Origin of the sequence: Thalassococcus sp. BH17M4-6 (genome assembly GCF_049323015.1) — a bacterium.
In the GTDB taxonomy this organism is placed as follows: Bacteria; Pseudomonadota; Alphaproteobacteria; order Rhodobacterales; family Rhodobacteraceae; genus Puniceibacterium.
In genome coordinates this window covers 70,525-82,640 of the sequence record NZ_JBMPGU010000009.1, presented here as the reverse complement: position 1 = coordinate 82,640, position 12,116 = coordinate 70,525, and the positions used below count along the sequence as shown (strand labels likewise).

Below are 12,116 nucleotides of genomic sequence, written 5' to 3'. Positions count from 1 at the left end.
AGAGACATGGTTGAATTCACCCTTCCCAAGAACTCCCGGATCACCACCGGCAAGACCTGGCCCAAGCCCGAGGGCGCCAAGAACGTCCGCAAGTTCAAGATCTATCGCTGGACGCCCGACGACGGAAAGAATCCGCGCGTCGACACCTATTTTGTCGATATGGACACCTGCGGCCCGATGGTTCTGGACGCGCTGATCAAGATCAAGAACGAGATTGATCCGACGCTGACCTTCCGCCGGTCCTGCCGCGAAGGCATCTGCGGGTCCTGCGCGATGAACATTGACGGCATCAACACGCTGGCCTGCATCTACGGCATGGACGAGATCAAGGGCGATGTCGCGATCTATCCACTGCCGCACATGCCGGTGGTGCGCGACCTGATCCCCGACCTCACGCATTTCTATGCCCAGCACGCCAGTATCATGCCGTGGCTGGAAACCAAGACGAACCGCCCGGCAAAGGAATGGAAGCAAAGCATCGAAAGCCGCGAAGAGCTCGACGGGCTTTACGAATGCGTCATGTGCGCCTGCTGTTCGACCTCGTGCCCGTCCTACTGGTGGAACGGCGACCGGTACCTGGGGCCGGCCGCGCTTTTGCATGCCTATCGCTGGATCATCGACAGCCGCGACGAGGCGACGGGCGAGCGGCTGGACGATCTGGAAGATCCGTTCAAGCTTTATCGGTGCCACACCATCATGAACTGCGCCAAGACCTGCCCCAAGGGTCTGAACCCGGCCAAGGCGATTGCCGAGATCAAGAAACTGATGGTCGAACGCGCGGTCTGAGCGGGTGGACGCACCAAGGCTCGACTTCAAGTCGCCCGAAGAACTGGCGCAGCTGCTGCAGGTCATCTCGCGGCGGCTGCACTACATAAACCGCGTTTCGGGTGAAAGCCGGTACATGTGGCATCTGGCCGAAACCATCGCCGCCGCCGGTCGCCTGGCCGAGCGGATCAAGGATGATGAGGTCACGGCGGTGTTCGGCACCGGCTATGATCCCGAGACGTTGACACGGGAAGAGCGGCGTGACCTCATGCTGTCTTACCTCGAACAGGAAATGCGGGTCTGACGGGCGGGGTTGCACGATCAGACCGGTCTGTGTGTCGTGCATGGCGCGCTTGCGCCCTGATCCCTTGCCATGTGCCCCGGTCCGACCCATCTTGGTCAGTGGGAGGAGCCAAAGCAACCGCGAGAGGCTCTGATGCAAGATCGAACCCTGAACTCAAAACGACTTTCTCCGCAGGACCAGCTTTGCCTTCTGGCAGATGCGCTGTCCTGCTACACGTGTCCCGAATGGACGCCGCAAAGCGCGCCGCGTCCCGCCCAAGGCGGCTATGATACCGAGGCGCTGATCTGAGCGTGGGGCCGCCCGCGCGGCTTGTCGCCGGGCGGCCCTGCCTTAACTGGTGGCCGGACCGATAAAAGGCGCCCGCATGCTTGTCATCCTTGGCCTGATCATCGCCTTCGTGCTGATCGCCGTGTTTTCCAACCGCGCCACCCGGCAATGCCGCTGGCGCGAATATCCCCGTGGCGAAACGGCCACATGGGTCTGCGTGCAATGCGGCGAACAGATCGAGGGAAAGCGCGGTAAGGCCCCCCAGACGTGTCTGCGAAACCACAGTGAAACCGACGGCTAAACTTTTTCAGATCAAGCGAAAAAATCACTTGATGTGAATCGGCATTGGCCACATATGCACGCCATCAGACGCCAACGCACGCACCTCTGGCGAAAGGGGATCCGACCCCTAAGGTTACGTAGCGACGGTAACGTCTCCCTTGGAACTGAGCGGTCATATATGGCCGGGTCTATTGGAGATGGACATGAACGCATTCGCCACCGAATTTTCGGCTCGCACCGCTGTACCCGCATCGCGCGTGGAAACTTTCATCCGCAACAACAGCTTTGATCACCCGACCTTGGTCGTGGACCGCGACGCCGTGGCCCGCCAGTACGGTGCGCTCAAGGCCGGTCTGGGCCGCGCGTCGATCCACTATGCTGTGAAAGCGAACCCCGCGAAAGAAATCATCGAGACCCTTGTCGGCCTTGGTTCGCATTTCGATGCGGCGTCGCGCGGTGAAATCGAGCTGTGCCTGTCCCAGGGCGCCCACCCCGAACACATCTCGTTCGGCAACACCATCAAGAAGGCGCGGGACATCGCCTGGGCGCATGGCGTCGGCATCACGCTTTTCTCGGTCGACGCCGAAGAAGAGCTTGAGAAAGTGGCCGAGCATGCCCCCGGCGCGCAGGTCTACATCCGCCTGATCGTCGATGCGTCCGAGGCCGACTGGCCGCTGTCGCGCAAGTTCGGCTGCGCCCGTGACAAGGCGCTGGTGCTGCTGGATATGGCGAAATCGCTGGGCCTGACCCCGGTCGGCTTTTCGTTCCACGTCGGATCGCAAACCCGCCGCGCAGACATGTGGGCGATCACGCTCGATCAGGTGGCCGCCGTCTGGAACGACGCGAAAGAAGCCGGTCACGAGCTGTCCCTGCTGAACATCGGCGGCGGATTCCCGGCATTCTATGGCGAGGCGATCGAGGCTCCGACCTCTTACGCCGCCAACGTCATGCGCCAGATCGACGCCCGTTTCGGCGACGTCCCGCAGATCATGGCAGAGCCGGGCCGGGGCATGGTTGCCGAAGCCGGTGCCATCGCCTGCGAAGTCATGCTGGTGTCGCGCAAGTCGGAAATGGACATGCACCGCTGGGTTTACTTGGACATCGGCCGCTTTTCCGGCCTGGCCGAAACCGAAGGCGAGGCGATCCGCTATCAGTTCCTGACCGAGCGCGAGCACGAGTCCTTCGGTCCCTGCATCCTGGCAGGCCCGTCCTGCGACAGCGCCGACGTGCTGTACGAAAAGCGGCCCGTCGAACTGCCGCTGGGCCTGAAGTCGGGCGACAAGGTGATCATCCGCAACTGCGGCGCCTATACCTCGACCTATTCGTCGGTCGGCTTCAACGGCTTCCCGCCGCTGGATGTAGTGGTGATCTGATCCCCGGGTCCGTAGAGAATTTCGGAAAGGCCGGGGCGCTGTCCCGGCCTTTTCGCGTTTCGGGGGGAAGCGGAGACGCTGGCGAGGCTTGTCATTTTCGGTGCAGCGACCTCAGATAGACCCCAAAGGATTGCGCCATGACTCAGCCCCCAGACGCCGATGCCCGCCGCGCCGTGCCGCCGGTGATCTGCTATCCGACCGATGATCTGGCGCAGCCCGACCTTGCCGCCTACCTGCAGGCGCTCGACACGGCAAAGGTGACGGGCACCGTGATCGTGCCGCCGCGCGATGCCCGCACCTTTCGGGTGCCCGCCGGACATTTCTTTCGCATCACTTCCGTCGAAGGGCCACAGGTCGGGGATCTGAACCTCTGGCAGGCTGACGATCTGTCAGAGCGGTTCTTTTCCGGCAAGACCCGCGCGCTGCACGGCACGCATGTGAGTACCGGCGACAGGCTCTGGTCGACCCTGCCATATCTGCGGCCCATGGCGACCATCGTGGCCGATACGCTCGACTGGTACGGGATCGACGCCTTTGGCGGTTCGGTGCACGACGTGATCGGCACGCGCTGCGATCCCTACACCGGGCAGCTCTTGTCCGGCACGCCCTATCACCATTGCTGCCATTCGAACCTGACCCGCGCTCTGGCGGCTGACCTAGGCCTGTCGCTGGCCGAGGCAGAGCCTCATATCCACGATGTGCTGAACGTCTTTATGTGTACCGGCTTTACACGCGATACGGGGCAATATTTCATGAAGGCGAGTCCGGTGCGGCCGGGCGATCACCTGACCTTTCTGGCCGAGATCGACCTGCTGGGCGCGCTCAGCGCCTGTCCGGGCGGCGATTGCGGGGCGCGCCATTCCAGCGACGTGGCGGCCTGCCATCCCCTGCGCGTCGACATCCTTGCCCCGACCGGCATTCCGGGTTGGGCACCGCCGCCCCGCAACGGGTACGACCGCAGCCACGGCGCGTAGGGTGGGTCTGCGACCCACCGCAGCTTAGGAAAAGGCCGCCTCCAGCGCGATTTCGACCATGTCGCCAAAGCTCTTTTCGCGGTCTTCGGACGGCAGTGCCTCGTGCGTCAGCAAATGGTCTGACACGGTCAGTACCGCCAGCGCCCGCACGCCGTAGCGGGCGGCGAGGATATAAAGTTCCGCCGCCTCCATCTCGACCCCCAGAATGCCGTGGCGGGTCATCTGTTCGTTGAGATCGGGACGTTCGTCATAAAAGACATCCGCGGAATAGATACCGCCCACATGGGTCGGTGTGCCGCGGGCCTTGGTCGCCTGGACCGCGGCGTTCAGCAATGACCAATCCGCACAGGGGGCGAATTGCAATTCCCGGAAGATGCCGCGCGACGGCGTCGACATCGAACTGGCGGTCATCGCTATGATGATGTCGCGGATTTTCACCCGCTCCTGCATCGCCCCGCAGGAGCCGATCCGGATCAGGGTTTTCGCCCCGTAGTCCCGGATCAGCTCGTTTGCGTAGATCGAAAGGCTCGGCATCCCCATGCCTGAGCCTTGGATCGTCACCCTGTTTCCGCGCCAGGTGCCGGTAAACCCCAGCATGCCGCGGACCTCGTTCACCAGCACCGGATCCTGCAGAAAGGTTTCCGCCGCCCATTTCGCCCGATAAGGGTCGCCGGGCATGAGAACGGTTTCGGCAATCTGATCCGGCTTCGCGCCGATATGAACGGTCATGCTATCAGATTTTCATATCGTCCAGCGATTTGCCGGCAGCCAGGGCGTCGATCACCCAGTTGGGTTTGCGGCCACGACCTGTCCAGGTCTGGGACGGATCGGCGGGATTGGCATATTTCGGTGCGCTTTTCGGACCTTTGCCCGACGACGCCCCCAAAAGTTCGTCCAGCGAGAAACCGTATTCCTTTGCCGCATGCTCGGCCGCTTTCTTGGCCTCGGCCTTGCGACGCGCGTCAATGGTCTTCAGCGCCTTGTCGACATCGGTTTTGAGTTGTTTGAGTTCTTCCTTGGAAAGGTTTTCCAGATCTACTGCCATGTTATTCTCCTGAGTGGTGACTTCAATTTTATAAAAAGGTGGAAAAACTCAAGAGCTTATTTGTGCTAATTCAGAAAAAATAGCATCAACAGCATCAAATCGCTCATCCCAGAGGGGAGCGATTTGATGAATTGCACGTCAGGGATTCGATATAACCGATTAACCGGTATTAAGGTGGTCAATCTATTTTCAATTCGCGCCGATTGGGTGCCAGAACAAAACGGAAATTCTATTCGGCCGCCACGGCTTTGGGATCGACGAGTTTCACGATGTCACGCATGATCGCGTTCAGTTCGAAATCCTTGGGCGTGTAGACCTTGGCGACGCCCATGGCCCGCAGGCGTTTTGCATCCTCTTCGGGAATGATGCCGCCGACGATGACAGGGATATCGCCCAGCCCTTCCTGGCGCATCCGGTTCATCAGGTCTTCGACCAGCGGGATGTGCGAGCCGGACAGGATCGACAGGCCGACCACATGCGCGCCGTTGCGGGCGGCGGTCACGATTTCTTCGGGGGTCAGGCGGATGCCTTCGTAATCGATCTCCATCCCGCAGTCGCGGGCGCGGAAGGCGATCTGTTCAGCCCCGTTCGAATGGCCGTCGAGTCCAGGCTTGCCCACCAGGAATCGCAGCCGCTTGCCCAGCTGATCGGACACCGCGTTGACCGCGTCGCGGATGTCGTCCAGCCCTTCGGTCTTGTTGCTGACGGATTTCGACACGCCGGTGGGGCCGCGGTATTCGCCGTAGACGGCGCGCATCTGTGCCGCCCATTCGCCGGTCGTGACGCCCGCCTTGGCGGCGGTGATCGACGGTTCCATGATATTGCGGCCTTCCTTGGCGGCGGCGCGCAGATCGGCGAGGGCGGCCTTCACGGCCTCCTCGTCCCGCTCGGCCTTCCAGGCGTTGAGCCGCGCGATCTGCTCGGCCTCCACGCCCGGATCGACGGTCATGATGCCGCCGTCTTCGCCCATCAGCGGCGAGGGTTCGGTCGCCTGCCATTTGTTCACGCCGACCACGACCGTTTCATTGCGTTCGATCCGGCCCACCCGTTCGGCGTTGCTGTCGACCAGCCGCCCCTTCATGTACTCGATGGAGCCAATGGCGCCGCCCATGCTGTCGAGGTTGGCCAATTCAGCCCGCGCGCCTTCTTTCAGTGCCGCGACCTTTGCCTCGACCGCCGGATTGCCTTCGAACAGGTCCTCGTATTCCAGAAGGTCGGTCTCGTAGGCCATGATCTGCTGCATCCGCATCGACCATTGCTGATCCCAAGGGCGGGGCAGGCCAAGCGCTTCGTTCCAGGCGGGCAATTGCACGGCGCGGGCCCGGGCCTTTTTCGACAGGGTCACCGCCAGCATTTCGATGAGGATGCGATAAACGTTGTTTTCGGGCTGCTGTTCGGTCAGCCCCAGCGAATTGACCTGCACGCCATAGCGGAACCGGCGGAATTTCGGGTCTTCGACGCCGTAACGCTCAAGCAGGATTTCATCCCACAGATCGACGAAAGCGCGCATCTTGCACATCTCGGTCACGAAGCGGATCCCGGCGTTCACGAAGAACGAAATGCGGCCCGCGAGGGTCGGGAAATCATCGGCCGGGACGCGAGGTTTCAGTTCGTCCAGCACCGCAACGGCGGTGGCCAGCGCAAAGGCCAATTCCTGTTCCGGTGTCGCGCCTGCCTCTTGCAAATGATAGGAACAGACGTTCATCGGGTTCCATTTCGGAATGTGCTTGTAGCAGTATTCGGCCACATCCCCGATCATCTTGAGGCTGGGTTTCGGCGGGCAGATATATGTGCCGCGGCTCAGATATTCCTTGATCAGATCGTTCTGCACCGTGCCTTGCAGTTTGGTGGTATCGACGCCCTGTTCTTCGGCCACGGCGACATACAGCGCCAGCAGCCAAGGGGCGGTGGCGTTGATGGTCATCGAAGTGTTCATCTGATCCAGCGGGATTTCGTCGAAGAGCGTGCGCATGTCGCCCAGATGGCAGACCGGCACGCCGACCTTGCCGACCTCGCCCCGGCTGAGGATATGATCGCTGTCATAGCCGGTCTGCGTGGGCAGATCGAAGGCCACCGACAGACCGGTCTGCCCCTTGGCGAGGTTGCCGCGATAGAGTGCGTTTGACGCTTTGGCGGTGGAATGGCCGGCATAGGTGCGGATCAGCCAGGGCTTGTCGCGGGTCGGAGTGTCGGTCATGGGGTCCTCGTGAATCAAATCGGCAATCTTCTTGCGTCAAATGGTGCATACGCGAAAGATTATAACCTTGTCAATTCGCCGCAATGCGGCGAGGCGATCGCGCTGCGCAGCAGCATGACCTGCCTGGGCGGGCCGCGCAAGGCCCGGGCGCGCTCTGCGCCGCAAAGGGCGCGCCAAACGGGTTTCATGCCTCTGACCGGGCCTTTGCAGCGCAAAGACACGGCTCCGTGCAAAGGGGGCCGCGGTCAACACCCTTGCCCCATCCCGCGCGGGCTGCTTTGGTCGGGCCATGACATCGACGATTTCCCTGCCGGTCTGGGTGTTTGTGCTGATCCTGCTGTTCGCGGCGGTGACCTTTGCCTCGCATTTCCTGTTTCCATCGGTGCGCTGGTTCCTGCGCCGCCGGGCGGAACGGGTTGTGGCGCGGCTCAACGCGCGGTTGGAACGGCCGATCCAGCCGTTCGAGCTGGCGCGGCGCACGGACATGATCCAGCGGCTGTGCTACGACCCGCAAGTGACAGAGGCCATCGTGCAGCACGCCCGCGAAAATGGCGTGCGCGAGGATGTGGCGTTTGAAAAGGCGCGCCGCTACGCACGTGAAATCGTCCCGTCCTTTTCCGCCACCGCCTATTTCAGCATCGCGATCCGGCTGGCGCGGCTGTTCAGCAACGCGCTTTATCATGTGCGGCTGGGGCATCAGGGCGACACGACGCTGGCGGATGTCGACCCCGACGCGACGGTGGTTTTCGTGATGAACCACCGCAGCAACATGGATTACGTGCTTGTCACCTACCTCGCGGCGCAGCGGTCGGCGCTGTCCTATGCGGTGGGGGAATGGGCCCGTGTCTGGCCACTGTCCTTCCTGATCAAGGCGATGGGCGCCTATTTCATCCGCCGCAAGTCGCGCAATGCGCTCTACCGCCGGGTGCTTGCGCGCTACGTGCAGATGGCCACGGCGGGCGGCGTTGCGCAGGCCATGTTCCCCGAGGGCGGGCTGAGCCTGACTGGCGCGCTGGCGGAGCCGAAGATCGGTCTGCTGAAATACCTGACCGATGACGCCGATCTGAAGGCGCGCGACATCGTCTTCGTGCCCGTGGCGCTGAATTATGACCGCGTGCTCGAGGATCGTATCCTGATCGAGGCCGGGGCGTCCGGCACGCGGCGCTTCCGCGCGCGGATCAGCGTGGTGGCCTTCTTTGCACTGCGGCTGCTGTGGCGGCGGATCACCGGGCGGTTCAAGCGCTTCGGCTACGCGGCGGTGAGCTTTGGCAAGCCGCTGTCTCTGCGCGGCGATCCAGCGCTCGCCTCGGACCCCGATGCGCTGGCCAGCCGTATCATGGGGCGGATCGCCGATGCGGTCCCTGTGCTGCCGGTGCCGCTTCTGGCGCATATCCTGCTGACCGGGGGGCCACTGGACCGGGCCGGGCTTGAAAAGGCCTTTGCCAGCCGCACCGCGCATCTTGACCCGCGCATCCTGCACCTGCCGCGCGACAGCCGCAGCTTTGCGGTCGAAGGGGCGCTGACTATCCTGACCCGGCGCGGAATGATCAAGGACACCGCCGACGGTTTTGCCGTGGTCGATGCAGAGCGCGCCACCCTGGAGTATTACGCCAATTCGATCCGGCACCTGATGCGCTAGTTTCTGCACCTGCTCGGTCATAAAGTTGCAAAATTTAGCTTTGGGTTGTTGCAATGTTGCGCAAGGCCCTATATTTCCCGGAAATCCCTCCGCGATTCTGCGGTGCGGCACGGCACAACCCGATGAAGGAGGCCCTGATGGCTCTGGACACCCAAACCGGAATCGCGACCTACGACGCACCTGAAAAAGACCTCTACGAAGTCGGTGAAATGCCACCGATGGGCTATGTCCCCAAGAAGATGTACGCTTGGGCGATCCGCCGCGACCGGCATGGCGAGCCCGACAAGAGCTTTCAGGTCGAGGTGGTCGACACCTGGGCAATCGACAGCCACGAGGTTCTGGTTCTGGTGATGGCCGCGGGCGTGAATTACAACGGCGTCTGGGCGGGCCTGGGCCAGCCGATCAGCCCCTTCGACGTGCACGGTCAGGACTTTCACGTGGCCGGGTCCGATGCCTCGGGCATCGTCTGGGCGGTCGGCGACAAGGTGAAGAACTGGAAAGTCGGCGACGAGGTCGTGATCCACTGCAACCAGGACGACGGCGACGATGAATTCTGCAACGGCGGCGATCCTATGTATTCGCCAAGCCAGCGGATCTGGGGCTACGAGACCGGCGACGGATCGTTTGCGCAGTTCTGCCGGGTGCAGGCGCAGCAGCTGATGCCACGGCCCAAGCACCTGACCTGGGAAGAGGCCGCGTGCTACACGCTGACGCTGGCCACCGCCTACCGGATGCTCTTCGGGCACGAACCGCATGACCTCAAGCCCGGGCAGAACGTGCTGGTCTGGGGCGCGTCTGGCGGCCTTGGGTCCTATGCGATCCAGCTCGCCAACACGGCGGGCGCAAATGCCATCGGCGTGATTTCGGACGAAAGCAAACGGCAGTTCGTCATGGATCAGGGCGCCAAGGGCGTGATCAACCGCAAGGATTTCGATTGCTGGGGGCAGCTGCCGACCGTGAACAGCCCCGAATATAACGCCTGGCTGAAAGAGGCGCGCAAGTTCGGCAAGGCGATCTGGGAGATCACCGGAAAGGGCGTCAACGTTGACATGGTGTTCGAACACCCCGGCGAGGCGACGTTCCCGGTGTCGACGCTGGTGGTCAAGAAGGGCGGCATGGTGGTGATCTGCGCCGGCACCTCCGGGTTCAACTGTACCTTCGACGTGCGCTACATGTGGATGCATCAGAAGCGTCTGCAGGGGTCGCACTTTGCGCATCTGAAACAAGCGTCGGCGGCGAACAAGCTGATGATCGAACGCCGCCTTGATCCCTGCATGTCCGAGGTGTTCGAGTGGGGAGAGATCCCGGCGGCGCACATGAAGATGATGCGCAACGAACACAAGCCGGGCAACATGTCGGTGCTGGTGCAGGCGCCAACGACCGGGCTGCGCACGCTGGAAGACGCGCTGGAGGCGCGCAAGTAAGCCACGCCTCATCCCCGTAAGAAAGAACGCCCGCGAATCGGTTTCCGTTTCGCGGGCGCAGTGCATTTTCGGGGCGGTTTATTCCGTATCAGGGGTTTGCAAAATCGGACCCCGCCATTTCTGGGGAGTTGGAATGGGTGAATACGGGATGCTGGCCCTACATGCTATGATTGCATTAACGCTTCGTTAACCACTTGGGGTAAGGCTCTTATGGCACACGACTGGATCATCGACGTTCTGACGGATCTGAGAGAATTCGCTCACGCCAACAAGCTGCCCGAGCTGGCGGCCGAACTGGACGCCACCAGTCGGATCGCCCGGCGCGAGATCGCGTCGCACACCAAGGGAGAAGCGATTGGGCTTCGCGACATTAACGCCGCGCTTGGACGCCATTCTGGGACAGCTGGAATCGGCTGAGACCCTCGATGCCCTGCAATCGACAATAGAGGCCTTGCGCGACCACTACGGCGTTGCCCACATGGTGTATCACTGGGTCAACAGCGACGGCGATCAATACGGCTGCGGAACCTATTCCCCCGAATGGGTCGCGCGATATCTGGAACGCGGATACCTGCGGATCGATCCGGTGGTTTCGGGCTGTTACCGCTATTTCCACCCGGTCAACTGGAAGCGTCTGGATTGGTCCGGCAAGGCCGCCCGCGCCTTCCAGAAAGAGGCGATCGATTACGGGGTGGGCAACCAGGGTTACTCCATCCCCATCCGAGGGCCGAACGGGCAATTCGCGCTGTTTACGCTCAGCCACAACGCCACGGATGCCGAATGGGACGATTTCACCGAAACCCATCTGCGCGACCTGATTCTGCTGGCGCATTATTTCAATCGCACCGCGCTCGCGCTTGAACCGGGCCGGACCCCGGAACCGGCGCAGGCGCTCAGCCCCCGGGAAGTCGAGACACTGACGCTGCTCGCGGTGGGGTACAGCCGGGCACAGGTGGCGGAAACCCTGTCGATTTCCGAACACACCTTACGGGTTTATATCGAAAGCGCTCGGTTCAAACTTGGTGCGCTCAATACCACGCATGCGGTCGCGCGGGCGATGTCGCGGGGGTTGATCGTGGTGTGATATCGGCTGACCATGCAACGTACGGTAGTTAAATTACCAGTCAGGATTGCTAGGCTAATTCTCCTTTAACCAGGGAGAACGATAATGATCCGATATCTATACGCCGATCAATTGGCGCAATTTCCAAAACTTCGCCAAAGCATGTTTCGCGACCGTGCCGATCAATTCAAGACCCGTCTGCGTTGGGATGTGTCGGTCGACGCCGCAGGCGAAGAGCATGACGACTATGATGCGCTCAATCCGCTTTACGTGATATGGCAGGACCGCGACGGGGGCCACGGCGGGTCGATGCGGCTGCTGCCGACCGTCGGGCGGACGATGGTCAACGATCACTTTGTTCATCTGACCGACGGGGTGCGCATCGAAAGTCCGGTGATCTGGGAATGCACGCGGTTCTGCCTGTCGCGCGGCGCGCATCCGCAGACCGCCGCGGCGCTGATGCTGGCGGGTGGGGAGGTCATGCAGGGCTTCGGCATTCGCCATTTCGTCGGGGTGTTCGATGCCCGGATGGTGCGCATCTACCGACTGATCGGTGCCTCGCCCGAGGTGTTGGGCAGCGAAGGTACGGGGCGCGACCGCGTCAGCGTCGGGCTGTGGGATTTCAGCGCCGCGTCGCAGGCGCGGGTGGCCGCCCGCGCGGGCCTGTCACCCGACCTGTCGCGGCTCTGGTTCGAACGCGCCTTCGGGCGGGTCGAAAAGGCGCGCAAAAACCGCGCCGCTTGACACTGGTACAGCCTGTGGCGGGCCTGTAGGGTCCGCCGC

At 62.2% G+C, this 12,116-nt stretch carries 14 protein-coding genes; 11 read left to right on the top strand and 3 right to left on the bottom strand.

What is annotated here, in order from left to right; all coding sequences use genetic code 11:
- Window positions 1–6 precede the first annotated feature (6 nt).
- From ACOXXX_RS13810 to ACOXXX_RS13785, 6 genes are all read left to right on the top strand, one after another.
- Window positions 7–786 (top strand): succinate dehydrogenase iron-sulfur subunit, encoded by a 780-nt coding sequence (locus tag ACOXXX_RS13810; protein WP_422827181.1) that lies wholly within the window; start codon window positions 7–9, stop codon window positions 784–786.
- A 4-nt stretch (window positions 787–790) separates the two neighbouring features.
- Window positions 791–1,069, top strand: a complete 279-nt coding sequence (locus ACOXXX_RS13805; protein ID WP_422827180.1) for a hypothetical protein — start codon at window positions 791–793, stop codon at window positions 1,067–1,069.
- A gap of 132 nt (window positions 1,070–1,201) precedes the next feature.
- Window positions 1,202–1,357 carry a hypothetical protein gene (locus ACOXXX_RS13800; protein WP_422827179.1) on the top strand — a complete coding sequence of 52 codons (156 nt, stop codon included), beginning with the start codon at window positions 1,202–1,204 and terminating at the stop codon, window positions 1,355–1,357.
- Between the two features lie 76 nt (window positions 1,358–1,433).
- Window positions 1,434–1,637, top strand: a complete 204-nt coding sequence (locus ACOXXX_RS13795) for a hypothetical protein (protein WP_422827178.1) — start codon at window positions 1,434–1,436, stop codon at window positions 1,635–1,637.
- A 184-nt stretch (window positions 1,638–1,821) separates the two neighbouring features.
- Window positions 1,822–2,991 carry a type III PLP-dependent enzyme gene (locus ACOXXX_RS13790; protein WP_422827177.1) on the top strand — a complete coding sequence of 390 codons (1,170 nt, stop codon included), beginning with the start codon at window positions 1,822–1,824 and terminating at the stop codon, window positions 2,989–2,991.
- Window positions 2,992–3,128: 137 nt separating this feature from the next.
- Window positions 3,129–3,965 (top strand): urea carboxylase-associated family protein, encoded by an 837-nt coding sequence (locus tag ACOXXX_RS13785; protein WP_422827176.1) that lies wholly within the window; start codon window positions 3,129–3,131, stop codon window positions 3,963–3,965.
- 24 nt (window positions 3,966–3,989) lie between these two features.
- On the opposite strand, the gene deoD is transcribed toward ACOXXX_RS13785, so the two are convergent.
- From deoD to ACOXXX_RS13770, 3 genes are all read right to left on the bottom strand, one after another.
- Window positions 3,990–4,694 carry a purine-nucleoside phosphorylase gene (gene deoD / locus ACOXXX_RS13780; RefSeq protein WP_422827175.1) on the bottom strand — a complete coding sequence of 235 codons (705 nt, stop codon included), beginning with the start codon at window positions 4,692–4,694 and terminating at the stop codon, window positions 3,990–3,992.
- A 4-nt stretch (window positions 4,695–4,698) separates the two neighbouring features.
- Entirely contained in the window at window positions 4,699–5,010 is a 312-nt protein-coding gene (locus tag ACOXXX_RS13775; protein ID WP_422827174.1) for an H-NS family nucleoid-associated regulatory protein, read from the bottom strand.
- 229 nt (window positions 5,011–5,239) lie between these two features.
- On the bottom strand, window positions 5,240–7,207 hold the full coding sequence (locus ACOXXX_RS13770) for a methylmalonyl-CoA mutase family protein (protein WP_422827173.1): 1,968 nt from the start codon (window positions 7,205–7,207) through the stop codon (window positions 5,240–5,242).
- 289 nt (window positions 7,208–7,496) lie between these two features.
- Between ACOXXX_RS13770 and ACOXXX_RS13765 the strand changes: the two genes are divergently transcribed.
- The 5 genes from ACOXXX_RS13765 to ACOXXX_RS13745 all read left to right on the top strand — a co-directional run bounded on the left by ACOXXX_RS13765 (window position 7,497) and on the right by ACOXXX_RS13745 (window position 12,077).
- The gene (locus ACOXXX_RS13765; protein WP_422827172.1) at window positions 7,497–8,846 is read left to right on the top strand and encodes a 1-acyl-sn-glycerol-3-phosphate acyltransferase; all 1,350 of its coding nucleotides are present in this window, start codon (window positions 7,497–7,499) and stop codon (window positions 8,844–8,846) included.
- 137 nt (window positions 8,847–8,983) lie between these two features.
- Entirely contained in the window at window positions 8,984–10,270 is a 1,287-nt protein-coding gene (gene ccrA / locus ACOXXX_RS13760; RefSeq protein WP_422827171.1) for a crotonyl-CoA carboxylase/reductase, read from the top strand.
- Between the two features lie 210 nt (window positions 10,271–10,480).
- Window positions 10,481–10,687, top strand: a complete 207-nt coding sequence (locus tag ACOXXX_RS13755) for a hypothetical protein (protein WP_422827170.1) — start codon at window positions 10,481–10,483, stop codon at window positions 10,685–10,687.
- Window positions 10,653–11,354, top strand: coding sequence for a helix-turn-helix transcriptional regulator (locus tag ACOXXX_RS13750; RefSeq protein WP_422827169.1), 702 nt, complete (start codon window positions 10,653–10,655; stop codon window positions 11,352–11,354). Before ACOXXX_RS13755 ends, ACOXXX_RS13750 begins: the two co-directional genes overlap by 35 nt.
- Before the next feature lie 84 nt (window positions 11,355–11,438).
- Complete coding sequence (locus ACOXXX_RS13745; protein ID WP_422827168.1) at window positions 11,439–12,077, top strand: acyl-homoserine-lactone synthase; 639 nt, start codon at window positions 11,439–11,441, stop codon at window positions 12,075–12,077.
- The last annotated feature ends 39 nt before the right edge of the window (window positions 12,078–12,116 follow it).